The organism is Paraflavitalea soli (assembly GCF_003555545.1).
Taxonomy (GTDB): Bacteria; Bacteroidota; Bacteroidia; order Chitinophagales; family Chitinophagaceae; genus Paraflavitalea; species Paraflavitalea soli.
Map to the genome: position 1 here is coordinate 6,069,451 of NZ_CP032157.1, position 24,209 is coordinate 6,093,659.

26 protein-coding genes are annotated in these 24,209 nt (G+C 48.8%); 7 read left to right on the top strand and 19 right to left on the bottom strand.

The features are described 5' to 3' along the window. Positions 1-273 precede the first annotated feature (273 nt). Complete coding sequence (locus tag D3H65_RS23115) at positions 274-1,917, bottom strand: M28 family metallopeptidase (protein WP_211345533.1); 1,644 nt, start codon at positions 1,915-1,917, stop codon at positions 274-276. A gap of 291 nt (positions 1,918-2,208) precedes the next feature. Here D3H65_RS23115 and D3H65_RS23120 point away from each other — a divergent pair, with 291 nt between their 5' ends. Next, entirely contained in the window at positions 2,209-2,463 is a 255-nt protein-coding gene (locus tag D3H65_RS23120; protein WP_119052583.1) for a hypothetical protein, read from the top strand. A 93-nt stretch (positions 2,464-2,556) separates the two neighbouring features. Here D3H65_RS23120 and D3H65_RS23125 read toward each other — a convergent pair whose 3' ends face one another. From D3H65_RS23125 to D3H65_RS23170, 10 genes are all read right to left on the bottom strand, one after another. Then, positions 2,557-3,105 (bottom strand): RNA 2'-phosphotransferase, encoded by a 549-nt coding sequence (locus tag D3H65_RS23125; RefSeq protein ID WP_119052584.1) that lies wholly within the window; start codon positions 3,103-3,105, stop codon positions 2,557-2,559. Further along, entirely contained in the window at positions 3,102-4,106 is a 1,005-nt protein-coding gene (locus D3H65_RS23130) for an AAA family ATPase (protein WP_119052585.1), read from the bottom strand. The genes D3H65_RS23125 and D3H65_RS23130 overlap by 4 nt, the downstream gene beginning before the upstream one ends. Before the next feature lie 114 nt (positions 4,107-4,220). Then, a complete protein-coding gene (locus D3H65_RS23135) occupies positions 4,221-6,215 on the bottom strand; it encodes a TonB-dependent receptor (RefSeq protein WP_119052586.1) in 1,995 nt (664 codons plus the stop codon). Positions 6,216-6,304: 89 nt separating this feature from the next. Further along, on the bottom strand, positions 6,305-6,487 hold the full coding sequence (locus D3H65_RS23140) for a hypothetical protein (RefSeq protein ID WP_119052587.1): 183 nt from the start codon (positions 6,485-6,487) through the stop codon (positions 6,305-6,307). Between the two features lie 15 nt (positions 6,488-6,502). After that, positions 6,503-7,054, bottom strand: a complete 552-nt coding sequence (locus tag D3H65_RS23145) for an NADAR family protein (RefSeq protein WP_119052588.1) — start codon at positions 7,052-7,054, stop codon at positions 6,503-6,505. Positions 7,055-7,090: 36 nt separating this feature from the next. Beyond that, a complete protein-coding gene (locus D3H65_RS23150; RefSeq protein WP_119052589.1) occupies positions 7,091-8,536 on the bottom strand; it encodes a nicotinate phosphoribosyltransferase in 1,446 nt (481 codons plus the stop codon). A gap of 47 nt (positions 8,537-8,583) precedes the next feature. After that, the gene (locus D3H65_RS23155; RefSeq protein ID WP_119052590.1) at positions 8,584-9,489 is read right to left on the bottom strand and encodes an NUDIX domain-containing protein; all 906 of its coding nucleotides are present in this window, start codon (positions 9,487-9,489) and stop codon (positions 8,584-8,586) included. Between the two features lie 560 nt (positions 9,490-10,049). Then, a complete protein-coding gene (locus D3H65_RS23160) occupies positions 10,050-10,742 on the bottom strand; it encodes an NUDIX hydrolase (RefSeq protein ID WP_119052591.1) in 693 nt (230 codons plus the stop codon). A 17-nt stretch (positions 10,743-10,759) separates the two neighbouring features. Then, positions 10,760-11,833, bottom strand: coding sequence for a winged helix DNA-binding domain-containing protein (locus D3H65_RS23165; protein ID WP_162915776.1), 1,074 nt, complete (start codon positions 11,831-11,833; stop codon positions 10,760-10,762). Between the two features lie 22 nt (positions 11,834-11,855). Continuing rightward, positions 11,856-12,479: a DinB family protein gene (locus tag D3H65_RS23170; RefSeq protein ID WP_119052593.1), complete on the bottom strand. Its 624-nt coding sequence runs from the start codon at positions 12,477-12,479 to the stop codon at positions 11,856-11,858. Between the two features lie 204 nt (positions 12,480-12,683). Between D3H65_RS23170 and D3H65_RS23175 the strand changes: the two genes are divergently transcribed. From D3H65_RS23175 to D3H65_RS23195, 5 genes are all read left to right on the top strand, one after another. Beyond that, on the top strand, positions 12,684-13,796 hold the full coding sequence (locus D3H65_RS23175) for a sensor histidine kinase (RefSeq protein ID WP_119052594.1): 1,113 nt from the start codon (positions 12,684-12,686) through the stop codon (positions 13,794-13,796). Between the two features lie 150 nt (positions 13,797-13,946). Beyond that, positions 13,947-14,171: a CDGSH iron-sulfur domain-containing protein gene (locus tag D3H65_RS23180; protein WP_119052595.1), complete on the top strand. Its 225-nt coding sequence runs from the start codon at positions 13,947-13,949 to the stop codon at positions 14,169-14,171. A gap of 442 nt (positions 14,172-14,613) precedes the next feature. Then, positions 14,614-14,853 (top strand): hypothetical protein, encoded by a 240-nt coding sequence (locus D3H65_RS23185; protein WP_119052596.1) that lies wholly within the window; start codon positions 14,614-14,616, stop codon positions 14,851-14,853. A gap of 15 nt (positions 14,854-14,868) precedes the next feature. Next, complete coding sequence (locus D3H65_RS23190) at positions 14,869-15,336, top strand: hypothetical protein (protein WP_119052597.1); 468 nt, start codon at positions 14,869-14,871, stop codon at positions 15,334-15,336. Positions 15,337-15,366: 30 nt separating this feature from the next. Continuing rightward, a complete protein-coding gene (locus D3H65_RS23195) occupies positions 15,367-15,651 on the top strand; it encodes a hypothetical protein (protein WP_119052598.1) in 285 nt (94 codons plus the stop codon). Here the strand turns inward: D3H65_RS23195 and D3H65_RS23200 are convergent. Beyond that, positions 15,648-17,285, bottom strand: a complete 1,638-nt coding sequence (locus D3H65_RS23200; protein WP_119052599.1) for a serine hydrolase domain-containing protein — start codon at positions 17,283-17,285, stop codon at positions 15,648-15,650. The two genes, D3H65_RS23195 and D3H65_RS23200, sit on opposite strands and share 4 nt — an antisense overlap. A 13-nt stretch (positions 17,286-17,298) precedes the next feature. After that, the gene (locus D3H65_RS23205; RefSeq protein WP_162915777.1) at positions 17,299-18,048 is read right to left on the bottom strand and encodes a hypothetical protein; all 750 of its coding nucleotides are present in this window, start codon (positions 18,046-18,048) and stop codon (positions 17,299-17,301) included. 275 nt (positions 18,049-18,323) lie between these two features. On the opposite strand from D3H65_RS23205, the gene D3H65_RS23210 reads away from it, so the two are divergent. Continuing rightward, the gene (locus D3H65_RS23210; RefSeq protein ID WP_119052601.1) at positions 18,324-20,087 is read left to right on the top strand and encodes an ABC transporter ATP-binding protein; all 1,764 of its coding nucleotides are present in this window, start codon (positions 18,324-18,326) and stop codon (positions 20,085-20,087) included. Positions 20,088-20,314: 227 nt separating this feature from the next. Here the strand turns inward: D3H65_RS23210 and D3H65_RS23215 are convergent, their stop codons facing one another. The 6 genes from D3H65_RS23215 to D3H65_RS23240 all read right to left on the bottom strand — a co-directional run bounded on the left by D3H65_RS23215 (position 20,315) and on the right by D3H65_RS23240 (position 23,972). Further along, on the bottom strand, positions 20,315-21,637 hold the full coding sequence (locus D3H65_RS23215; protein WP_119052602.1) for a DEAD/DEAH box helicase: 1,323 nt from the start codon (positions 21,635-21,637) through the stop codon (positions 20,315-20,317). A 294-nt stretch (positions 21,638-21,931) separates the two neighbouring features. Further along, positions 21,932-22,363 carry a hypothetical protein gene (locus tag D3H65_RS23220; protein ID WP_119052603.1) on the bottom strand — a complete coding sequence of 144 codons (432 nt, stop codon included), beginning with the start codon at positions 22,361-22,363 and terminating at the stop codon, positions 21,932-21,934. Between the two features lie 42 nt (positions 22,364-22,405). Then, entirely contained in the window at positions 22,406-22,684 is a 279-nt protein-coding gene (locus D3H65_RS23225) for a hypothetical protein (protein ID WP_119052604.1), read from the bottom strand. A 131-nt stretch (positions 22,685-22,815) separates the two neighbouring features. Further along, positions 22,816-23,313, bottom strand: a complete 498-nt coding sequence (locus D3H65_RS23230; protein ID WP_211345534.1) for an asparaginase domain-containing protein — start codon at positions 23,311-23,313, stop codon at positions 22,816-22,818. Positions 23,314-23,439: 126 nt separating this feature from the next. Continuing rightward, positions 23,440-23,745 carry a type II toxin-antitoxin system RelE/ParE family toxin gene (locus D3H65_RS23235; RefSeq protein WP_119052606.1) on the bottom strand — a complete coding sequence of 102 codons (306 nt, stop codon included), beginning with the start codon at positions 23,743-23,745 and terminating at the stop codon, positions 23,440-23,442. After that, the gene (locus tag D3H65_RS23240; protein WP_162915778.1) at positions 23,739-23,972 is read right to left on the bottom strand and encodes a hypothetical protein; all 234 of its coding nucleotides are present in this window, start codon (positions 23,970-23,972) and stop codon (positions 23,739-23,741) included. The genes D3H65_RS23235 and D3H65_RS23240 overlap by 7 nt, the downstream gene beginning before the upstream one ends. Positions 23,973-24,209: the final 237 nt, after the last annotated feature.

Here is a 24,209-nt window from a genome sequence, read left to right on the forward strand (position 1 = left end):
GTTATAAGCTTCAGCCCACCACACACTAAAACCTAACAGCAAAAACCAATACCTGAAGCTCGCAGCTTGTATTAAGCGTTGCACAACACTTACTTTTATCTACCATGCTTAGAGGCCTCGTCCACATGATCGATCGCTTGGGTAACTGTTCACAACGAACATACGACATTCACATACCCGTTTCCAAATTTTTCAGCATATATTTTTTAGTACCAAATACATAAAACAATAATAACCAATCAAATAGTAAAAATTACAGCCTATTCCCGGATTTTATCGCTTTGCCTTAAACTCCGATCCATCTTTCCAGCCGGGCACTTTATCGCCAAAAGCGATGCGCTTTCCTACCTCAAACAAAAGTTTCAGGTCATCCAGTCCGCCCGCCAGCGTCCAGGTGGCCGCATCATATTCGTCCGACGGACGGTGATAGTGCTTCTCCTGGTATTCCTCATGTACTTTTTCGCCGTACTCCTTGCCCTTGCCTACCACATCGATACCCCTTTCCGTATACAGCGCAGGAATACCTGCCTTGGCAAAGTTGAAATGGTCGGAGCGATAGTAATACCCTGCTTCCGGATGGTTTTCAAAAGCTACATAGCGACCCGCTTTCTCAGCTGCTTCCTTCAGGTAATCTTCCAGTTCCGATTGACCCTGGCCTACCACTATAATGTCTTTGGTGGCTTCAAAAGGGCTCAGGCCATCCATATTGATATTGGCAATTGTCTTCGCTGCCGGGTAAATAGGATTCTGCGCATACCAGGCCGATCCCCAAAGCCCCTGCTCTTCTGCGGTTACAGAAAGGAAAAGGATCGTGCGCTCTGGTTTTTCCGGCAGACTCTTGAAGGCCCTGGCCAGTTCCAGTAATCCTGCAGTAGCGCTGGCATTGTCGAAAGCACCATTGTAGATCGTATCTCCCTTTTCATCCGCTTTACCAATGCCCAGGTGATCCCAATGTGCTGTATAGATAATGTATTCATCAGGTCTTTTGCTGCCCGTAAGCTTACCGATCACGTTGTGCGACTGATTATAAACCGTCTTCACCCGCATGGTGGTAGACAGTTTTACAGGCAGTGGCGTTCCCTTGAAACCACGAACATCCGCTTTCGCCAGTATCGTGCTGTCCAGGCCTGCCGCTGTCAACAATTTATTGGCCGTAGGCCCCGATACCCAGCCGATCACGTCACAAAGCTGTTCACTTTTACCGCGGTTGTCGAGCCGCAGGCGCGATCCGTTCCAGTTGTTCTGCACCACTGCAAATGGATAGCTGGCCGCCTGTGTATTGTGAACGATCAGGCAACCTTTGGCGCCCTGGCGTGCGGCTTCTTCAAATTTATACGTCCAGCGGCCGTAATACGTCATCGTTTTTCCTTTGAATAAACTACTGTCGCCACTATTGAAGCCGGGGTCATTCACCAGTACCAGCACTACCTTGCCTTTCACATCCAGACCCGCATAGTCATTCCAATTGTATTCAGGCGCCACCACACCATAACCCGCAAATACCAGGTCACTCTTATCCAATGTGATCAGTGAATCAGTCCTGTCTGTCCAGATCACATAATCATCATATCCTTTCAGCGTGAATTTGCCTTTGGCACTTTCCACCTGCATGGCGGGCGCCGCCGCAGTAGTGATATTCACCATCGGCACATCCTGGAAATAACTGTCCCCATTGCCGGGCTCCAGGCCCACCTGGGCAAATTGCTCTTTCAGGTAATTGATCGTTTTCGTCTCTCCTTCCGTAAAGGGTTTACGGCCCTGGAATTCATCAGAGGCCAGCACTGCAATATGTTTGGCCAGACTGTCGGCGCTCATCGTCGCCGCTCCTTCATGATTGCCCGTAGCTGATTTGTTTTCATTACAGGCCGTTGCCAGCATAGTGGCTGCCAGTGAAAACGGTACAAGATAGGAACGCATAGCAGGTTGTATTTTTTAGTAAGGGTAAAAGATAAGACAAAACGGCAATATCCCCTATGCCGTAAATGACTGGTTTTTTCCTGCCATCAAGAACCTTAACAAAACTGTTGCAAGACATAGATTACCTGTTATGCCTTATCCAGCTAATGCTATAGCCCATCTGAATAGTACAGTTGTACCTCATATTAAATACACATTAAAACCGCTGCCTAAATAACAGAAATTGGCATAGAGCGGCACGCTTATTGAAATATCATACATGAATTCATTACTTAAAAAAATGGAGGTGTTATGAAAACAAGGACAGAAATCTTCGAACTGACGATAGATGGTAAACCACTTGTAGTAAAGGCTACCCCATATCAAACGCTTTCTACTGAAACTCGTTTCAGGGTAAGTATCAATGATAGTCCCATACATATCTTTGGGTGGGATAAGGACCTGAATCGTCTCACCGCTATTGACAGCAGCAGCGCGGCCGGTAGTGTACCTAATAAGATCGATGAAGCAGTAGGTCGCCAGCTCTATCAACGCGTAGCAGCCTAAAACGATATATATCCAATTTCAGAAAAACTGAACGCAGGGTGAATGCCCTGCGTTTTTGTATTTAATAAGGTAGTAATCCACCCTGCTGTTTTGCTATTTGTCCACAACAGAAATAAATAATGCAGGCACTTCATCCGCCAGCCACACCCCATTGGCCGACAAATAAAATACATATCCAGCCCCATGCATTGCCTGCGCATCGATCTGCAGCAATACCGGCTTTCCATGCCGTCCGCCAACAGAGATAGCAGTAGCTGGCTGCGCCGACAAATGCACATGATGTCGTGCTTGCTTTTTCAATCCATCCTTCAGCACCGCCGCCAGCAGGTGCGCCGCTGTACCATGGTACAATACAGCAGGTGGTACAGCTTGTGGTAACTGGAGATCAACTTCCACACTATGTCCCTGGCTGGCTCTGATCATCGTGCAGTCTTCATTAAAAGCAAACCGCTTCTTATCGTTCGTATCTACAATAAATTTCAATAGTTCGAAATCAAGGCTGTCACCATGTTGATTCACCTTGTTGATCAATTCCTCTACCGAGGCCCAGCCACCTTCCTGCAGCGTGAGGCCGATCACCTCCGGCCTGTGTCGTAAAATAAGGCTCAGGAATTTACTCATCCTGGCGCTCTCTTTGTTCATATCAATGATCTTGAATGTTCCTTTAAAAATGTTTCTTTAATAACCGCCTTCGCCTGTTCAAACCTTTCCTCCCAGCTGCCGCCGATCTTTACATAGGCAACCCCGTTTTCCCGCAACTGTTCCTCATGGTATCCACTCAATGCATTCCGCTCCGCCTCCGACAACCGCGTACCATCCTGCACATAGGGGCAATCCGTATCCAGGAACAAATGCAAATCGAACTGATTCGCAGCATCAATCCATTCCGGCACTATCAATGGCCGATTAAATAAATACTTTGAATAGGATTTCGTGATGTTTACATCCGTATCGCAGATCAGTATTTTGTTGGCCAGTGGCAACCGCTCATCAATAGTAGCCGCATGCAGCGTCGCAATTTTCAACAGGTCATCAAACACTACTTCTTCCGTTGTTTCGATCACCTCCCGCGCCATCTCGGGTACAAAGGCCGTTTCAAAATAATGCGCCAGTCGCTCCGTCAGCGTCGACTTTCCCGTCGACTCCGACCCGCTGATACAGATCTTCTTCACAAACCAGGGCTTTGCCGCCGCAGCGATATAAGACCAATGTAAAAACGGATCACCCAAAATAGCAGAAGCCGATACCGGCACCAGCTTTCTTTCCTGGTCAAAACAACGATGCTCAATACCTAGATATTCCGCTACATAGTCGCCATACGGTTCAGACGAAACAAAGATGCCAATACCAGGAAAATGCTCACCGATATACGCCGCCCACAAGGCCGATATCTCGCGCGATGACACAGAACTATTCGGCAGCACCGCTTCATCATATTCCACCAATGCCACCTCCACCCGGTCATTATTCCCGAAAGTTGTATCCAACCAGCTTTTACGCAAGTCGCCACTAATAGCCTCCTTATCCGACACACACAACATCACCACCACCGTTTCACAATGTTGTAAGGCAAATTCGATCATTGCCACATGTCCCGTATGCAGCGGCATAAACTTACCCAATACCAATCCTTTCTTTTTCATACCACTGTATTCACTTTTCTAATCATGTTGTTGGCTGTACGAGCCTGTCAGGGTCATCTCAGGGTGGGTCGCCCTCCGGGGGCGGCTCACCCTGCTAAAGGCGCTTATCCAAGCCTACCACCTAACTCTGATCCCCACATAAAAATTCACCGGTGCCTGTATAAAATAACCCGGCACACCCGATGCCGTAATCAATCCATTCGTATAATACACCCGGTTCGTAATATTATTCATTACGCCATACAATGTCACCTTACCCAATTGCCAGCTCCCATCCATGTTCACGATAAAATAGTCCGGCAATTTGGTCGTATTGGCATAATCAATATACGATTCCCGCTGGTACCGCACACCTACCCCCGCCTGCCAGCCCCGTTTTACCAGCCTCAGTTCCTGGTTGCTGATAAAAGCAGGCGTCAATACCGGCCGCAGGTCTACCCCTTCTTCTTTGATCCTGTTCATAGATGCCGAAGACTGATTTCTTAACTCAATGCCATTGTCCCACCGCCACCAGGCTTCCAACTCAGCTCCGCTGCGGTAACTCCTCGCAGCGCTGCTATGCAGGGGTACCCCTGTTGGCCCTATCTGTCCGTTCAACGTGATCTCATTCCGAAAACGCATATAATACAAGTTCGCACTCACGAATACCTTGCGGGCAAAGTACTTGATCCCCAGCTCCTGGTCGATCACCTGCTCTGGTTTTACCGCGTTGAACAACAAATCCCCATTGCCATCCCTGGTCAGGTCATCATTGCCCATCAGCAGGTCGTTGCGCGTGGGCTCCCGGCGTGTGTGACCAATCGAATAATACAAGCGCATACCAGTAGGAAGGCGATAACCGATACCGAGCGTGCTGTTAAGGAAATTCCAATACTGCCCCGGCATCATTTCCGTTCCTTTATAGGTAAAACTGCTGTAGCGGTATTGCACATCTCCCAGGAAATCCCACCGGCCTGCATTGACCATCGCTTTGGTAAATACACTGCTTTCATTCCGGTAACCTGTATTCACATACAACTGGCCCAATGTTCGCTCACTGCCCGTATGACGGCGCTGGTACCATTGCGCCTGCACACCGCTGTACAACTTCATATGTTTGGTAGCATACCTGTGATAAGAAAATGCCCCAGTGAAATGCGAACGGAACGCATAATTATACAGTTCCGCCGTCGCCGGCTGACCAATGAAATGATTATAATCAAAATCATAATTGCCATCCAGGTAATTATAAAAAACGCCGCTGTGCAATTGGTGCCGGCTGTTCAGTTCCCACTCATGGTGCACCTGCACATGTGCCTGCAGAAAGCGATCATATTCCTGCTTGCTATTCGCATTGTACCGTTTATTCTTCCGTACACTGTCCAGCGGAGCGCCGATCCACGCCAATTCATTTTTCTGCTCACCAAGGAACGACACGATATATACTTTATGCTTTTTACCCCAATAACCGGGATTGATAAAGACCGAACTGGAGCTATTGGCCGAATGCTCCCGGTAGCCATCCGAATGCAGGTGCGACGCCCGCGCATATAGCCCCATATTATTTTTCAAACCCGTATTCACCGACCCGTTCAAGCGATAATAATTGAAGGAACCATATCCTGCAGAAGCCTGTCCACCCGCGCTGTCCTTAAAACGTACCGACTCAAAATACAGGCTGCCACCGTAAGCCGCTACGCCTTGTTTGGAATAGCCCGCCCCTCTTTGTACCTGCACACCCGACACCGATTCCAGGAAGTCCGGGTAATTAGAAAAATAAACACCTTGATCTTCCGGTTCATTCAGCGGCACCCCGTTCAGACTCATATTGACCCTTGTCTGATCGATGCCGCGGATCCTGAAATAAGAATGGCCCGATGCGCTGCCCGCATCCGTATAAAAGGTTACAGAGGGAGTTTGCGAAAGTAACACCGAAGGCTCTTGCCCATAATTCTTGCGTTCCAGTTCTTTCCGCGAAATATGACTGATCGTTACCGGCGATTGTGCCGGTGGTGCAAATGGAGAAGTGATTACTACTTCTTCCAATACCGTACTCGTATCTTTTTTATCCTGGGCGAGGGAAAGGTGAGCGGCAAGCAGTGCGCTTGCCAGCAGGCAGAGTTGTTTCATGAGTGAAGGGTTGGGTATATCAATTGCCAGAGGGCAACAGCTTAAACTTTAATGTGCTTTTGAAGGCCATTCATTTATTAAAAGCCAGACTAGTGGGTGATTGTCAAATAATCATCTACAGCTTCACGGAATGCTATTTTTAACTCTTTCACAGAAGAGCCTTCAAAGCTGATCAGGTCATTAATGGCAAGAACCTTACCATGAAACACATCATCCGTAGAACTATAAGATAATGATGCGTAGTATTCCTTGTATTGCAAAATGTCATTCATGTTGAATGTGTCTTTTTATTTTAATAATAGCCGGTCCCTCGCCTCCATCAGCGCAAATCCCAATAAATTCGCTCCCTTCCATTGCAATGGGTTTTCGGTGCCCTTGGCGCTTTGCGCCATTCCTATTCCCCAGATCTTATCAAAAGGGCTCGCCTCCACAATCACCTTTTTCCCTGTTCTTAGTAAAAATTGTTGCAGGTCCGCATGCTGTGAAAACTTATGGAAAGAACCTTCCGCTACCAATAAGTAGCCCTTCTCCTGCCATATCCCGGCATCAAAATTCCTCACCTTTCTGCCAATCGCTTTGGCCACCGCAGGTTTCGGTGCTGATAACACTTCCTGGAAAGCTTCGTCATCACCAAACAACAAAGCCTTTTTAGCCATCATCCAATGCTCCGCAGTAGGGTAGGTAATTCCATCCACCGTGAAAGCAGCAGGATACCATTGGCTCAGGCATGACTTATCAATAATCCCCTGTTGCTTTTGTGTATGGCCCCAAAAGAAAAAGTATTCTACCGGCTCCCCTGCTTCCACTTGTTTAATCAATATGTCTAATGAGTACTTCATAAATTATCCATTTTTACAGGAAAGCCGTGTATATTATCAGCTTGCTGTTATTGCTTTTTTCTCTCCACTCCCCGCCCTTTCCCGCGCCTCCTCAAACTTCACCTCATTCAGCAGCTTCCCGTTTTCAAACACCGTCACCAGTTGATCTTCCAGCTCAGGCTCCAGCTCCTTACGCACCGTTTGATAGACCCCATCCGTAAGGATCAGCTTCAGCTGACCGGCCTTGGATCTTTTGAAAGATTCCACCAGCCTGCCATGAGAGTCGATCTCAATAGGGTGCTTTTGTACGTCCACCGCTTCTCCATTCACTTCTGCATAAGAACATTTGAAGGCAAACTTTTGCGTGTCCCTGTCCACCCGCTGCAACAAAGCACCACCCATACCCAATACCAGGTTCTCTGCACCAATGCCATTTATCTTAAGCGCATTGTAGATATGACGGATCGTGTCTACCGTAATGCCATCCCCCTGTATCACACGCACCTGCGGTGGTAATACCTTAAATCCTTTTTCATTGATCGTAAAACCAAACTTCTCCATCAGGATATCAAATACTTTCAACAGCGTAAAGACAGGATCACCACTATCAGGCCGTATCACCAACACCCCATCACGACTCAACACAAGCTCCTTCAATTCAGCACCCCAGTATTTGCTGCAGGCCCGGAAAATATCGTACGAGTCAGATACACAAGCTACCGTTCCTGTGGGGAAGGTTTTCAGTATATGTTTGAACACCTCCAATTCTCCTTCTTCTCCCAGCAGCGTACAGATCGAGTGCTCCGTAGCAGGGATCGACAAACCATACACCTGGTCCGCACCATAATATCTTTTCGCCATCACACTACCCATGATATTGTCACTACCCCGGAAATTCAGCAGGTGCGCCGCACCGCCAATACCGGCACTCTCTACAGAGCTCACCCCACGAAAACCAAAGTCATTCAAAACAAAATCGATCGAAGCCATGGCGCTTTCAGGCGCTGTTTCCCGGAAATATTCGGCGACGATTTCCCGGATGGCTCTCGATTGTGTAGCCACCGTACAGGGATACCACACTTGCATCAGCAAGGTTTCGAGAAAATTGGTGAGCCAGAAACAGGCAGGGTCCGTATTCTCGATCGTCACCAGCACATTGTTCACCGGTACCGCCGCCCCTTCAGGAACCGCTTTGATGCGCACAGGCAGTTTGCCACCATGCTTTTCTACGATATAATCGAACTTACTACGGTCAAATACATCAGTACGGCCAAACACTTCCTGTAAAACAACTTCCGCCGCATCGATCTTGGCAGTGGTGATCACTTCACCCTGCAGGTAATACTTCAGAAAATATTGCAGGCCAAAAAAGATCGTCTCGTCAAACTGACCACCCCGGCTCTCCAGGTAGGAGTATATTTTCGTAGTACCGGGATAATATAATTTGTGGTGGGAATATTTGTAAGCATCGGCAAGCAGTAAGATGTTTTCCTGGGTTTTCATTGCATTCATTTTTGAATAAAAGTATAAGGAGTTAATTTATTATTTAATCAGGCCTGTTGATGGGTAATATTCGTCATCAGCATATTTACCAGTGTATGATGCTCAGGTGTTATGCTTTTGGTGTCTACCATATCCGGAAGGGTTCGGGTGTAAAACCAGGCAAGTTCTGCCAGGTCGTCATTGGCCTTCGCGTTGCCACTTACATACTCCGTCTTAAAGAACAGCGTCATGATCTTATCCGCTTCACTGCGATAGCGCCAGTCATCGATTTTTGCAGACCCTATATATTGCATTGCGCCTGTTGTTAGCTCACCACATTCTTCCTGCAACTCCCGCGCCGCCGCCGCTTCATAGGAGGCATCTGCCGGATCGGCAAACCCACCCGGAAACCGCCAGTGCGTTGCCCCATGTTTTTTACCCAGCAACACTTCCTTTCCCTCATTTCTCAACACCGCAATATCCACCGTGGGATGAACAGCATCGTACCGGTTGTGATAAGCATAATTGATCCCCATCCTGAAATCCACCGTATCCAGCACCCGGTCTGCATTTTCATCCCGGATCATAGTAGCCGAATAATCTCCTTGTTCGGGAAGCGCCACTACAGGCAAATGACCACTGTAATAAGGAATAAAACTGTCCCGGCTTCCATACAACACAAAAGACTCATGGGGAAACGTATTGCAAAGCAAACCATCCAGCCGTTCACTCCATACACCATCATCCGGATGATCACTTAAAGGTAATATCACCAGCTCCGGTGCATATTGCTTCAACAGCCTTTCACGCGTGTAGAAGTCAAATGGGTTGCGACAGCTGCCCTTTACCGGCGATACCCCCAGCACCACCACGATCTTATTGTGGTGGGGCCTGATTTCATTCAGCAGGTACTTATGTCCCTCATGCAGGTAAGGCGTCTGAAAGCGGGCGATGATCACTCCGGTAGTCTTCATTTTGCGTCATTTAAACGCAAATATAAACAGGCTAAATGAAACCAGCAAGCTTTTTGCGTAAAAAGGACGCAAAATGTTTGCTGCTTAAGAAAACCGGCTATTCAGCACCTCCCTAAGCGCATAACTCCTCCCGCCGTAAGCGGGCGCTCGTAGCTCGCAGCTCATGGCTCGTAGCTGTTTTCAACTGGCAGTTTGGCAGCTGTTGCACCAAAAATCCTGGCACCGATAAGCAAATGATCAACCTGATGAGAAGCAATGGCTACCCATAGATCAGCCTACCATCAGCCGTAGATCAACCATGGATCAGGTTACTCTGAAGTAAACCGAACGTAAACCAGAAGCAAACTTGAAGTAAACTTAAAGTAAAGTGAAACGTCTTAAACGGAGCCTAAGACGGGCAAACAGGACAGGAACGCCTGTTGTGGAAGGAAGAATAGAAAGACCTGATTATTCATCGATTTGATTGGCTCAGGTGAAATCCTGAAGGGGCCTGAGCCGAAATTAAATTTACTGTTATTATGGCAGGAAATGCAAAAAAACATTGCAGCCCTGTTCCATTTTTATACCTCAAAGTTCATCCCCTCTTTCTCCAGCTGCTGGTACCGCTGCTCATTAAACCGGTACATTTTGCTCGGCCGACCCTTGCCCTCCGGCTTGGCGTACTCATTCGTTTCATCCAGGATACCCAGCGCCAGCATCTTCCGCGAAAAATTGCGCCGGTCAATATCCCTGTCCAGTAAGGTCATATACAGGTGCTCCAGGTCCGCAAAGGGAAATACCTTATCCAGCAATTCAAACCCGATCGGCTGGTACCTGATCTTAGCCCTGATCCGCTCAATAGCTACCTTTAATATATCCAGGTGGTCAAAAGCCAGTTCAGGCAATTGCTTGATCCCAAACCACTGCGCATGCTCCGCATCCGTACTCGCTTTCAACTGCTGGAATTGCGCCGATTGCACCAGCGCGAAATAAGCGATCGAAATGATCCTTTGCCGCGGGTCGCGGCCCGGGTCGCCAAACGTATACAATTGCTCCAGGTAGTTCACCTCGATACCCGTCTCCTCCTGCAACTCCCGGCGCACCGCCGCCTCCAGCGACTCCCCCTCCAGCACAAATCCACCCGGAATAGCCCAGCTGTTTTGAAAAGGCGGATACTTGCGTTGTATTAATAATACAGATACACCCTCATGCTTCGAGTAGCCAAACACCACCGCATCTACAGCTACCTTGATATGTTGTTCCGAAGATGTCATTCAGCCTGCAATATATCCTATTCTAACGCCACTTTCAACCCCAGGAATTTCGCATATCGCCGGGCGGCGGTCCCAACAGCCTGCTGTACAGCCTGGCTGGTTTTGTCAAAATGTTCCGTTTCGATGGCCACTTCTTTGGTGCCCACCGTCCTGGTCCAGATGCCCCTTACCTGCCCGCCTGCCACTATCGTAGCACTGAACTGACCATTGGCCGTCATCGCCAGTTTATGTAAATGCGCTTTGTCCACCGCCGCACTGCGATCGGTATAACCCAGCAGATACTCATCAAACCCCGGCAGCAAGTGTACAGCACCATTCTTTTTCAGGTCAGGTAATCCCGGCGGCATAAAGTAGGTCACTCCTTCTACTACCACTGTTTCCAATTTATCCTTTACCGCCGCTGTTCCCTTTCTCGCATCCCCGAGCGTAATACCCGCCCACCACATAAAGTCTTTTTCTGTCGCCGGGCCATGACTGCTATAATACCGCAAAGCCAGTTCCGCCAGCGGATCAGCCGGTTCATACCGCTGTTCCTTCGGCACCCAATCATCCAGCAACACATGCGTAAATTGTTTACCCCGCCGCGGGCCCATACAGATCAATTGCTCCTGTGAAGCATGCAGCAGTAAATGCCCGATGCCATAATGGGAAGCCTTGATCCCTTTCTTTTTCAACACTTCCGCCAGTTCCTCCCGCGTCAGCACTTCCCCATCCTGCAAGGCTTTCACCAGGATATTATTGCTCTTCTTCACCGCTGCCTTGTCCAACGACTCCTTCAGCAGGTGAGGGGTATATTTCCTTTGGATGATGGGCGATACCATGCGCAGCATCCAATGCACATCCGCCGGAGCTACCCAATGCCAGGTGCCCCGCAAAGCCCAGGTACGGATGATCTCTTTATTACCAACCGCCTTTTCAATACCCGCATCCGTGGAGCCGGGCAGCCGCACCCCGATACTCCATTTCGCCCCCGCATAATCCTGCGCCTGCATAGCCCCCATCCAGCGAACAACCTCACCGGCAGTTTTAAAAGCAGGCGCCGAAAGCTGTTGGTTCAATAAGCGGTATTGTGCGATGCCGGCTGTTTTCATGAAGCGTATTTTGGCTGTTAAGTTACTGTTTACTGAAAAAATTGACCGCCAGGAAACTGTTGCGGCCATAGGAGTCCGTATTCTTCCTGTTAGCCGGTGTTTCTGTTTTAGATGACCCGGATGCCTGCTCTTTTACCTTCAGCACATAGAACATATAATCTGTCATTGGCGCATCCTTCAGGCCCACCTGGTGACCGATTGTAACCACCTGGCCGCGATGATACGTGCTGTGGTTCAGACAATGCTGGATGATCTCAAACCGCGGCCTGCAGATCGTTTCTGAAAACCACAGCTGGCAATAGCAATCCTCCTGCACCTCCTCTTCCGTCAGCGATTGTACATATTTACTAAAGTCTGCTGCCTGCTCCACCAGCCTGTTCAGCACAGTCGTAAGATCGTCATCAATACCCTGCTGCAACCCATTCGGTCTTTGCTGCAAGTGCCCCATCCACTCCCGCTCCACTTCCCATATATGTAAAAGCGTAGCCTTGATACCGGGAAAACTGGAAGCCGCAGAGGCCTCCAGCAACACCGCAGGCTTACTTTTCAGCCAGTCTGTAAGCCGCGTAATCGCCCAGCAATTATAGGTGGCCAGGTCCTGAAGCTGTGTCAGCAGACTTGATCGATGAAAGGAAGTGTAAAGCATAGGTTTGCTATTTATAACACAAAGCTCCACCCGGGTAGTGACAGCAGTATGTCAGGAGCAAATCTGCCCTGGAAAATTTATTTTAACTACAATTCATACACCTAAAACCTCAATTCATCCACAATGTTGCCGATCCCATCTCTTCCTATTTTTTCTTTGCAAATTGGTTCATCATGCCCCACCCGGCAATAAATCCTTGCTGCATTGATAAAGGTTCGTGATAAGTGGTTCCGCATACTCGTCCTGGTGCTTCCCTTCATCCTGGTACTCTATACCAATGATGTACTCCTGCGTGCCGACCTGCCAAAGATCCTGCGAACCCTCGTTTCCCTGGCCTGTATCATATTGGTTTGCGAGGGCAGCCGCTACCTGATCTACAACAGCCGCAAATGGAACAAAAACCGGCTAAGTCCCACCCTGCGCCTGGGGGCCGTTATTGTAGCCGGTCTGGCTTATACCACCACCCTCCTGGTGTGCAGTGCATGGGTCCGCCACCTCCTGTCTGGCAAGGACACCACTCACTATCCTACAGAATCCTTCGTCCGGATCAATAACAGCCAGGTAGCCTCCGGCCTCTGGGGATATTCCTTTTTCAATGCCATCTTCATTTTCTTCTTCCTCCTGGCTGGTTTCGAGACCCTCTACCATTATGCCAAAATGAGGCATACCGAAAAAGAGAAAGAGCAACTCGAAAAAGATAAGCTCCGGGCCGAGCTCAACCAGCTCAAAGGCATTGTAAACCCCCATTTCCTCTTTAATAACCTCAATTCCCTCTCCTCCCTCATAGGAGAAAACCCTGCCCGGGCCGAATCCTTTCTCGATGAGCTCACCAAGGTATTCCGCTACCTCCTCCGGAATAACCAGTCCGAACTCACCACCCTCGAACTGGAACTCCAGTTCATTCAGTCCTATTACCACCTGCTGCAAACCCGCTATGGCAACGGCATCAGCCTCCACATACACCTCGATGCAAAATATGAGGAATGGCGCCTGCCGCCCCTCACCCTCCAGTTGCTCATAGAAAATGCTGTAAAACACAACAGCCTCCAGAAAGAACACCCCCTGGAAATTGAACTGATGTCCGCCCCCGGCAATAACCTCATGGTGCGCAATACCGTTTTTAAAAGGGAAGGCATGGTGGAATCTACCGGCATTGGCCTCCAAAGCATCAATGCCCGTTACAAAATGCTCCACCTCCCCGAAGTAAGGATTGAAAAAGACAACCGGTATTTTACCGTCATCATCCCCCTCGTAGAGCCCCAGGCCGATGGCCAGCAGGTACAAGACCCCGGCGCCCAACTTACCTCCTGGCAGTAGTCCTGGATCCGCGATCTTCCCGGTTTCGCACCCCTGCAAGATTTGCCCCCACATTTACGCAGTACTCACAAACCGCGGCAGCAACTCAAAACACGAAACCCAAAACTCGTAACCCGATTTCCCTTACTTTCGCGCCCTTAATTCAACAACATGGCTACTACAAAAATTACGGTCAACAGCAACGGCTCCGTTAAATTAGAAGGTGATTTTGAGATCGTCGACAGGAATGGTAATAAATATGATCTGGGCGGACGCGAGATCGTTTCCATCTGCCGCTGCGGCCTTTCCCAGAACAAACCCTTCTGCGATGGCGCCCACAAAGGCCACTTTGAACACGATGCCGTAGCTTTCGCCCTGCCTCCCAAAAAACAATAATGGCTGCTGCTACAGCTTTGCAGAGATCGAATCAAAGGGTATTCTTGCCCCATCGGAGCTTGTCCCGCAACAGCGGGAGCTACCGCTTTGTAGCAAGGAAGATCGTATCAACGGGTTTTCTGCCCCTTTAGGGGCTACCGCTTTGTAGAAGGAAGATCGTATCAACGGGTTTCCCTGCCCCTTTAGGGGCTACCGCTTTGTAGCCAATCGAATCAAAGGGTATTCTTGCCCCATCGGGGCTACCGCTTTGTAGCAATGAATGTGATCAAATTCATTATTTGCCCCATCGGGGCTACCCGTCTGCAACAAGGGTTCGTGTCCCACGAATTGCCGCAAGTTGTCGGTAACTACAAACCGCGGCAGCAATCCTATATCCTAAATCCTGCATCCGGAATCCCTCCCTGCTGGCACGACTTTTATCATTTGTACCATAAAAGCCGCCATGACAGAAAAGCTAACCATCAACGGAAAAGAGGTGTGGGTCGTGATAGAACCCCACCTCGTGCCAAGGGAAAACCCACACATCATCCCCACCGAATATTTCACCGCCACCTATTACTGGCAGGAGCCGGCAGACGACGTTTCCGGTGAACTCTTCATCGATGGCATCGAGCCCAGGCTCTTCGAATCCCCCGTGGCCGCCCTCGAATATGCCCGCGAAACCCTCTCCGAACTGATCTGAACCGTATCTTGCGCCATGACCCGCGCAGAAAAGATATCCTTCAAACAGGCCCTCAAACAAGCCGGACTGGCTATTATTGAGCAACGCATCACCGCTGCCAGGTCACTCATGGATGATGCCCAGCAGGCCGCCAATGGTGAAGAGAAAAGCTCCGCCGGCGATAAATACGAGACTTCCCGCGCTATGGGCCACCTGCAAAAAGATATGCATGCCCGGCAACTGGCAGAACAGGCCAAAGAACTGGCTGCCCTCCATGTTGTGAACGTAGACCAGCTCTACGATACAGTGACCAGCGGTGCTGTGATTGAATGTGAAAAAGCGACCTTCTTTGTAGCTGCTGGCCTGGGTAAAGTGACCATTGGCGATAAAGCCGTTTTCTTCCTTTCTCCTCAGGCTCCGCTCGCCCAACAAATACAACACAAAAAGGCCGGGGATCATTTTGTTTTTAATACATTGCGCACTATTATTGCCGATCTGTACTAAGCGCTTGCCCCACCCTATCAATAAACAATTATGTTAGTCATCGTAAGGATCATCACGATCATTGTTTCTGCTGCCTGGTTAGTAGCGGGCGGTTGGCTTATTGCGGCCGGCATATTGGATGAGCCCGAAACAGACTTCGGAGCTATATGGATCGGCATCGGCATTGTTGCTTTCTACCTGGCCAATATCTACCTGGTTTACCGCGGTTATAAGAAAAAGCACAAGCCCGTCCAATGGGTGGCTTTTATATTGAGTATATTACCCGCTGTCGTCCTTGGAGGAATTATACTAATCTTAAATTGGATCGACCCTTAAGGCGCCTCCGTGTAAACCCGCTTGAACACTACGTTGCGCGCACGCCCCACAGATATTCTTAATTCCATGATGCCCCGCTTCAGGTCACGTATAAAATACACCGGACCAAAAGTACAATCAAAGGCATCCTTATAAGTGGCGTTCATAGGGAAAGTGGTCGTTGGTTTTATTTGCAGCAGCAGCCTGCCATCCTTCAGTACCATATAGTACATCGCCTCTGCTTCTTTCGAATAATATTGCCCCACAAAGTCTTCCAGGTATTTGGGATTGGCATCCACATCCTCCATCTTTTCATAATAAATACTTTCCGGGCCTGCCGATGCCAATAACCCCTTTTTATAGCCCAATTCCAGCTTGTTGTTGCCCAGCATAAACACATTATCGGCAATGGCCATAAGGTTGGCAGTAGGAAACAAACTGCTCAACTTCCCGTCTTTTACATACAGCTTCAACCCTGCATTGTTGCGTGGATCGCGGTACCAGCCGGCATAAGCAGCCAGCTTCTCAGGAGCTACCGTTACTGCAGCGGGCCTTGGTCTCGGAGCAGCAGGCCGGACAGGCAGGAAAAGCCGGCGCACAGCATTGCTTACATTCAGCGTGTCACTGTCGAAGGCCGAAGTATTACTGAGCCAGGCGATGGACAAACCCGCTTCCGGGAAATATTCCAGGTTGGCACGGTAGCTCGCCGTGGCTCCCGAATGCGATATGGCTTGCCAGCCGGCGATAGAGTCCAGCATCAATCCCGCTGCATAATTATTCGTCCGGCCACTATTGAGTTTGTTGGTTGCTGTTTGCTTAGGCAATAGCGAAGGGTTGCCCAGTTTTCCACTTAAGTAATAATGATTCCAGATCAGCAGGTCTTCTGCCGTGGTCAATAATCCTCCATTGCCATAAGCGTTTTCATTGGGCATATTGATAAGGAAGTTCTGCCCGCCGCCTTTTGAATAAGCAATAGCCCTATCCTTCACCACCTTTCTAAAATTAGACCGCCACTCCGTATGCTTCATGCCTGCCGGCTCAAAAATATATTTACTCGTGAAGTCCGCCAGTGACAGCCCGCTTACCCGCTGTACAATGATCGCCTGCAGGTTATAATTCGAGTTGCTGTAAATGTATTCGTCGCCCGGTATATTGTTCAGCGTTTGCTGCAGCGAGATCACATACAAGGCATATTCATTCGAATAGACCCGCGTACCCCGCGACCAGCCTGCCAGGTCCATCACACTGCCCCAGTCTTTCAGCCCGCTCGTATGCTGCATCATATGCCGCAGCGTGATCACCTTACCATAGTCCGGCAGCTCAGGAATATACTTGCGCACATCATCCTCCAACGAAAGCTTTCCCTGTTGTTCCAATAACAGGATAGATGCCGCTGTAAATTGCTTGGATACAGACCCTGCCTCTACAAGTGATTGCGGCGTTAAAGCGATATTGTGTTCGAGGTCAGCCATGCCCCATGCCTTCGAAAAGATCACCTGCCCATTGCGGCTGATCGCCAGCTCTGCCCCTGGCACGGTATGACTGTTATACCGACTGAATATTTTCTCAATATGCGCTACCGTATCGGGCCAGCCTTGGGCAGCGGCGAAAAAAGAACAAGAGAAAGCACAGCAAACAAATAAGATCTTTTTCATAAACGGGATTCAGTTATTGTATAAAACCAATGATGTCGAAAAGTTTTTCAATGACGCCATTTTCAGTACGCTTTGAACTCAAGGTTAAGATGAGCTGCTTGCCGGGAATGCTTTTGCCAATGCATAGTATGATGTCCCGCTGCTTCAATGCCTCAGAAGCCCCTTTGCTGTTGAAATTGGATTGTATAAAATGCCAGCTATAGCCATGCCATTGGCCGAAGGGTGTTTCAACCGGTGCATTGATCTCATCGGAAACAGGGATCGTATCTTTTCCCAGCGTAATGATCTTTTTATGAATATGGATCGTCAGCGAATCAAGCACTGCGAGTGCCCCCATCCCATGGAAGCTGATGGCGCCAGCCTTTTTGGTGATAGTGATTTTTTGTATGCCCAGTGACTTTAATCGGGAAGGAGGAGGGTTTTCTGATAATTGCAGGTAGCGCTCATACTCCTTTTTTGTAATGCCAAAATTTTCATGGTAAGGCATGGGCTGTTTCAGGTCAATATAGTGTTTGGCGTAAGCCTTCCACCACTCCCTGTTTTTGGCAATGGCGGCACTGTATCGTTTTGAAATAGCTGCCTGCTCATGGGAAATGATTAACTCTTGCCGCTTAAAGGCGAAGACACCCGCTTTCAATACAGAATCTGTGAAGGCAAAAGCCTTATCAACAAGGGGCGTTTGGGGTTTTTGTCCAAAGCAGGAACAGGATACAAGGATGCCTGTTAAAATAAGCACCTTGCGCAAGGCTGGTTTATATAGCATACAAGAAATATTCGATCAGGAAAATAATAAAAACAACTGTAAATAAATGCAAAGTCTTTCCTAATGACGACCGGAAAGTAAAATTGTAACTTCATTGTGCCTATTGATGGATGGACTGGCCAAAAAGCACCGCCCATCGCACAAAAAAGCAAACCCAAACCTCCAACCCGATTCTAACAACCACCACTTGCCAACTCCTCCGAACCCGAAACTCAAAACACCCAACCCCAAACCTTTTTTGAACTTAATGCTCGTTTAATCGTATATTAAATAACATGCATATCCTTTGGAAATATTTACATCCCCAGCGTTGGCTGGTATTGCTCTCCCTGGTGCTGGCCGCTATCGCCCAGGTATTGTCATTGATCGACCCCATCATCTTTGGTAAGATCATTGATGATTATGCCGGGCAGATCAACCTGCGCCCCCGCAATGAGCTCATCAAAGGTGTGCTCTGGTGGCTGGCCATAGCGGTGGGCGTGGCCCTCCTGGCCAGGGTCGCCAAAGCCTTCCAGGATTATACCACCCGCCTCGCCGTGCAGAAATTTGGTATGCAGATATTCAATGACGGCCTCCGGCAGACCCTCCGCCTTTCTTTCAATGAATACGAAGAACAACGCAGCGGCGAGACCATGGCCATCCTCCAGAAAGTGCGCACCGACACCGAAAAATTTATCACCTCTTTTATTAATATTTTGTTCTCCTCCCTCGTAGGCGTGGGATTTCTGATCTGGTATGCCATTACCAAACACTGGGCCCTCATCCCCGTATTTATCATCGGCGTACTCGTACTGGGAACCCTTACCGGCATGCTGAGCCGCAAAATGAAAGCCCTCCAGCGTTCCATCAACCGCGAGACCAACCGCATGGCAGGCATTATCACCGAATCACTGCGCAATATTGAGCTGGTACGCAGCCTGGGCCTCACCTTTCCCGAGATCAGGCGCCTGCGCGAATACACTTTCCGCATTTTCCAGCTTGAAATGGAGAAGACCCGACAAACACGTACCCTCAGCTTCCTCCAGGGCACTGTGCTTAATGTGTTGAAGCAGTCCATTCTCTTCATCCTCCTCTGGCTCATTTTCGGAGGCGTACTCAGCACCGGTGAGCTCATCAGTATGCAGTTTATTTCCAATGCCATCTTTGGCCCCTTGCAGGATGTGGGCAATATCATTGTTTTCTACCGCGAAGCTGAAGCCTCCCTCGTCGTGTTCGATACCCTTATGAGCAAGCCTATCGAACAAAGACCGCCCGAACCAGTAGCCTTGAACCAATTGAATAACCTGCGTTTTGAACAGGTGGTATTCCGGCACTCCACCGCCAACCAAAATGCCATGGATGGTATCTCCTTTTCTGTGCAGACCGGCGATACCATTGCCTTTGTAGGACCTTCCGGTTCCGGTAAGTCCACCCTCGTTAAATTGTTGGTAGGATTGTATAAACCACAGGAGGGGATGATCTATTTCAACGATATCCCTGCCTCCCTCATCCGGTACAATGAACTGCGCAGGCAAATTGGCTTCGTAACCCAGGATACCCAGCTTTTTGCCGGCACCATCCGCGAAAACCTGCTCTTTGTAAAGCCCGATGCCACCGATGAAGACATGCTTGGCGCCATGGAAAAAGCAGCTGCTTCCAACCTGGTCAAGCGTACCGGGAAAGGATTGAATACCATATTGGGAGAAGGCGGACTCAAACTATCCGGTGGAGAAAAGCAACGCCTGTCCATTGCCCGCGCTTTATTGCGCCACCCCCGCCTCCTGATCTTTGATGAAGCCACTTCCGCACTCGACTCCCTGACCGAAGAAGCCATTACAGAAACCATCCGCGCCATCTCAGCCCAACGGCAGCAGATCACCATACTCATAGCCCACCGCCTGAGTACCATCATGCATGCCGATACCATTTATGTGTTGGAAAAAGGAAGGATCACCGAATCTGGTTCCCATGATGAACTCCTCGTCCAGAAAGGCCTTTACTACGCCATGTGGCGCCAGCAGATCGGCGAACGCCGTATGGAGGTCTCAGAACCAGAGTAACTTAAGGAAATAGGGTGGGTCACCCTGCGTGTGGGTTTGTGCCCGGAAGGGGTGGCTCACCCTTCTTTGCTGTGTCGCCTCACCCTTCTCTGTCGTGTCAAATCCCCCTTCTTTGTAATGTCGAATCCCCCTTCTTTGTCATGTCGAATCCTCCTTCTTTGTCATGTCGACCGCAGGGAGACATCCGCTATCGAAGCAAACGCACTGCCGACTGCCGATTGCCGTCCCTACTTCGCCACCTCGATCTTCACCTTCTTACCCTTGATCTTCTCCGTTTTGATTTGTTCTAATGTATGTCCTGCTTTGCTTTTTCGCACCGCTACAAAAGAAAAGAAGTCCTTCACTTCGATCAGCCCGATATCTTCTTTTTTCAACTGCCCTTTATTCGTCAGGAAGCCCACAATGTCCACCTTGTTCACCTTGTCTTTCTTGCCGGCCGCAATAAATAAGGTTGTCCATACCGGCTTGGCGGGCAATTCTGTGGTGGCCGGTAGTTTGATCTCAGTAGGTGCTGGCTTGATATAAGGAGGCACATATTCATTGGGGCCTACCACCAGGATGGCTGTGCCGCTTTTGTCCATGCGGGCCGTGCGGCCGTTGCGATGCGTATAAGATTCTTCCGTAGTGGGAAGCTGGAAATGTACAATGTACCGGATATTGGGAATATCCAGTCCGCGGGCTGCCAGGTCAGTAGTTACCAGCACGTTCGAACTGCCATTCCGGAATTTACACAGCGCACTATCCCGCTCCTGCTGCTCCATAGCCCCATGATAATACACATTGGGTATCCCTTTGTCCCTGATATAAGTACTGAGCTGCGCCACAAACTCCCGCTGGTTACAGAATACGATCGTCGACCGGTTGCCCAGCGCACAGATCAGCCGGAACAGCGTGTCTGTTTTGTCAACCTCATTACTCCGCACCAGCTGGACCGCCAGGGCGGGCGACTTTTCACCCGTCAGGAAATTGATCTCCACAGCGTCCTTTAATCCTACAAAAGCCGGCACTGCTACCGCTTCTGTAGCCGAGGTCAGGATCCTTTTCTTCAAAGCCGGCAGCGAGCCGATCACGAAAGACATTTCCTCTTCAAAACCCGCTTCCAGCGATTTGTCAAACTCATCCAGCACCAGCGTCTCAATATGCGTAGTGACGATGTTCCCACGCCGGATATGGTCCGCCAGCCTGCCCGGTGTACCTACGATCAGTGCTGGTGCTTGCTTCAGGTTGTTTTCCTCCGTTTCCCGCAAATGCCCGCCATAACAGCAGGTGATCTTGAAACCACTTCCCATTTTTTTGAACACCTGCTCGATCTGCATGGCCAGTTCCCGCGAAGGCACAATGATCAGCGCCTGCGTTACCCGGCTGCTCCTGTCCAGCAATTGTGTTACCGGCAGCAGGAAGGCGAGGGTCTTACCCGAGCCCGTATCCGACAGCAGCAACACCGCATCGGAGTTCTTATTGGCTTCCAGCGAAGCCTCCTGCATTTCATTCAACGCATCAATTTGCAAATTGGAAAGCGTGTCCGCGATAGAAAAAGAAGATACTTGCATTTCGCAAAAGTACGTCAAATCTCCCCGACCCCTGCGGGTTACCTGAAAGGCCCCGGGTCCCCTTCCTTGTCATTCCGGTCATCTTGTAGTTATTCCGGCCGCCCTGTACTCATTCCGATCGCGCTCTGTCATTCCGGTCGTTTTGTAGCTATTCCGTCGTCTTGCAGTCCTTCCGACCCCCTTATTGTCCTTCCGATCCCCTTATTGTCATCCCGACCGCAGGGAGGGATCTGCTATCGAAACAAAAGTTTTCGAAGCAAACGCACTGCTGATTCTCGAACGCCGATTGCCGACTCACTTACTCAGCATCCTGTTAAACTTCTCCAGCTCCGTGATCTCCGGGGGCGTAAGCGTTTCATTGTTATTGTATTTCACCTGGAAGAAAAGCACCCTTTTGTGCTGGGGATATTTGGCGAGAATTCCTTCGATCATCTGCCCCACATGTTCGTCTTTGCTGTACAAAGGTTTGGGTGGGGGAGGGGCAGACTTATAACGCGTAGGTTTTTTCATGATCACCGCTTCCAGCGTGGCCAGCTTGCCGTCGGGGATCGACTCAACTTTCAGCGCTTTTTGGTAAAGCCCTTCCAGCTGCTTTTTACTCAACCCACCCCTTTCTTCGTATTGATGAGAAAGACTTTTGATGAAAGTAGAATCAGGCCTGGCCGCCAGCATGGCTTCCAGTACATCTTTGATCACATCAACGTCTATCTTCTTCTTTTGTAACATAATTTGACCACCGAAAGTAGGAAAAAAGCGGGAGTTGCCCGATCAGAACAGCCAGCAACAGGCCAGCAAAGCCAGTCCCAGCCCAAAAACGCCGCCGATGACCGAAGCTACCGCATCCATAAAATCATAAACGCCGAGACCAGTTATAAGAGAGAAAAGCTCAAATCCATAACTGATGATGACCACGAGCGCAAGAACGATAAGTACCGACAGGCCGGCATTGTTCGGCATCAGCCACCAGCCCAATCCTTGTAGCACCGCACCCATCACGATGCCGGCGTAAAAATGTCTCCACTTATCAGGGGCTATGCTCTTAAACAAAAGATAAAATTTTTAGGGATATGCCAGCAAGGCATACAGTAAAGATCGGCCTTGCCTACCTGTAAGATATGTTAAAATATAGACCCTCTCTCTCCTCCAGATCCCCTAAATCCAAAAAATCCAGGTTCAGACTACTCGATCTCCTCAAAAATACCCGTTTGTTTATTCTTCCGCACATTGTCCCAACTGAAGTAACGGCCATTCATAGCTACATACACGCCGGGAGGTAGCGATTGTACGAAGGCCATGGCGCTACCCAGGTTGAACAATCCATCCGAGCTACCGAATTTGATGGGGATCATGGCCCCCGTCAGTACGATCGTTTTATTTTTGATGCTTTCAGCCAGCACTTTGGCAGTAATAGCCATCGTATCCGTACCATGCGTAATAATGATCTTGTCTTCTTCACATTGCACACATTGGTGCACGATCAGTTCACGATCCTGTGTCGTCATATCCAGGCTGTCGATCATCATCAACGTCCTGATCACCACCGGCACTTTATTACGACCCATTTCCAGCAGGTCATGCATCTGCGTATCCTTGAAGAACAGCTGACCATTCAGTTCATTGTACTCCTTGTCGAAAGTACCGCCGGTGATAAAAATACGAATGGGTTTAATAGGCATAATACACGCATTTTGTGCCGGTGAAATTATAACAATAAAAACTGGAGAAGGGCAGATTTAGAAAATCTCAAGCTTCCATTCCATTTGCTTCGTCGCTGTTTAAGAAGCGGGCAGATATGTTAAATGTTAATATAGCAGTGGGTTCATTTTCGTATGCCGTATTCTGATAACCCTGATTTCCTGCGCAGATACATGGTATGTAATACGATACTTGTAGAGCTCATAAGCCCTGTATGATCCATCGTTGTTTAAACGATACTTATCAGGAGAATGGTGTAACGGATTTTTGAGAAGGGCTTTAATGGAGAGAAGGATATTGTGACTTACTTTTTCCGCATTTTGAAGGGAATCCTTTTTTATATATTCATAAATTTCCTTCAATTGACGCTTTGCACTATTGTCTATTACAACAATCAGCGCCTGTTTTACCATGATTGCATTTCTTTTTCCAACTCTTCGAGCGTAGTAAACTCTCCGTTATTGATACGCTCCATAGCCTCATCCAGCTCTTTATTATAGGCTGCTATTGTACTCGCACTCTTACTGCCTTCCTTTTTCCTTTTGATGAAAGATTTAAGAAGTTGCAAAACTGATTTTTTATCAGCCTCATCCAACTGCATAAAGTATTTGTTCATTTCCTGCTCCAACGCTTTTGCCATATACACCATTTGATACAAATTTAATTTAAAAAACCAACTGTAAAAAGAAGCGCGCCGATCCTTTATTTTCTTTATCAAAGTCTCATAAGTCAATATAAGACAGCAGACATAAATATAATTAATTATAATAGTATTTAAAATAAAAACCCTGCGTTGGCGTAAAGAACGCCTTAAAGGAACAGGTAGACAGTAAGTTGGACTATCAGGTTCCCCCCATCCTCGAAATCCAGCTTTCTT

Excerpts from the sequence above, each read along its gene's own strand:
- D3H65_RS23115 (WP_211345533.1), bottom strand. The coding sequence starts at position 1,917 with ATGCGTTCCTATCTTGTACCGTTTTCACTGGCAGCCACTATGCTGGCA.
- D3H65_RS23120 (WP_119052583.1), top strand. The coding sequence starts at position 2,209 with ATGAAAACAAGGACAGAAATCTTCGAACTGACGATAGATGGTAAACCA.
- D3H65_RS23125 (WP_119052584.1), bottom strand. The coding sequence starts at position 3,105 with ATGAACAAAGAGAGCGCCAGGATGAGTAAATTCCTGAGCCTTATTTTA.
- D3H65_RS23130 (WP_119052585.1), bottom strand. The coding sequence starts at position 4,106 with ATGAAAAAGAAAGGATTGGTATTGGGTAAGTTTATGCCGCTGCATACG.
- D3H65_RS23135 (WP_119052586.1), bottom strand. The coding sequence starts at position 6,215 with ATGAAACAACTCTGCCTGCTGGCAAGCGCACTGCTTGCCGCTCACCTT.
- D3H65_RS23140 (WP_119052587.1), bottom strand. The coding sequence starts at position 6,487 with ATGAATGACATTTTGCAATACAAGGAATACTACGCATCATTATCTTAT.
- D3H65_RS23145 (WP_119052588.1), bottom strand. The coding sequence starts at position 7,054 with ATGAAGTACTCATTAGACATATTGATTAAACAAGTGGAAGCAGGGGAG.
- D3H65_RS23150 (WP_119052589.1), bottom strand. The coding sequence starts at position 8,536 with ATGAAAACCCAGGAAAACATCTTACTGCTTGCCGATGCTTACAAATAT.
- D3H65_RS23155 (WP_119052590.1), bottom strand. The coding sequence starts at position 9,489 with ATGAAGACTACCGGAGTGATCATCGCCCGCTTTCAGACGCCTTACCTG.
- D3H65_RS23160 (WP_119052591.1), bottom strand. The coding sequence starts at position 10,742 with ATGACATCTTCGGAACAACATATCAAGGTAGCTGTAGATGCGGTGGTG.
- D3H65_RS23165 (WP_162915776.1), bottom strand. The coding sequence starts at position 11,833 with ATGAAAACAGCCGGCATCGCACAATACCGCTTATTGAACCAACAGCTT.
- D3H65_RS23170 (WP_119052593.1), bottom strand. The coding sequence starts at position 12,479 with ATGCTTTACACTTCCTTTCATCGATCAAGTCTGCTGACACAGCTTCAG.
- D3H65_RS23180 (WP_119052595.1), top strand. The coding sequence starts at position 13,947 with ATGGCTACTACAAAAATTACGGTCAACAGCAACGGCTCCGTTAAATTA.
- D3H65_RS23185 (WP_119052596.1), top strand. The coding sequence starts at position 14,614 with ATGACAGAAAAGCTAACCATCAACGGAAAAGAGGTGTGGGTCGTGATA.
- D3H65_RS23190 (WP_119052597.1), top strand. The coding sequence starts at position 14,869 with ATGACCCGCGCAGAAAAGATATCCTTCAAACAGGCCCTCAAACAAGCC.
- D3H65_RS23195 (WP_119052598.1), top strand. The coding sequence starts at position 15,367 with ATGTTAGTCATCGTAAGGATCATCACGATCATTGTTTCTGCTGCCTGG.
- D3H65_RS23200 (WP_119052599.1), bottom strand. The coding sequence starts at position 17,285 with ATGAAAAAGATCTTATTTGTTTGCTGTGCTTTCTCTTGTTCTTTTTTC.
- D3H65_RS23205 (WP_162915777.1), bottom strand. The coding sequence starts at position 18,048 with ATGCTATATAAACCAGCCTTGCGCAAGGTGCTTATTTTAACAGGCATC.
- D3H65_RS23210 (WP_119052601.1), top strand. The coding sequence starts at position 18,324 with ATGCATATCCTTTGGAAATATTTACATCCCCAGCGTTGGCTGGTATTG.
- D3H65_RS23215 (WP_119052602.1), bottom strand. The coding sequence starts at position 21,637 with ATGCAAGTATCTTCTTTTTCTATCGCGGACACGCTTTCCAATTTGCAA.
- D3H65_RS23220 (WP_119052603.1), bottom strand. The coding sequence starts at position 22,363 with ATGTTACAAAAGAAGAAGATAGACGTTGATGTGATCAAAGATGTACTG.
- D3H65_RS23230 (WP_211345534.1), bottom strand. The coding sequence starts at position 23,313 with ATGCCTATTAAACCCATTCGTATTTTTATCACCGGCGGTACTTTCGAC.
- D3H65_RS23235 (WP_119052606.1), bottom strand. The coding sequence starts at position 23,745 with ATGGTAAAACAGGCGCTGATTGTTGTAATAGACAATAGTGCAAAGCGT.
- D3H65_RS23240 (WP_162915778.1), bottom strand. The coding sequence starts at position 23,972 with ATGGCAAAAGCGTTGGAGCAGGAAATGAACAAATACTTTATGCAGTTG.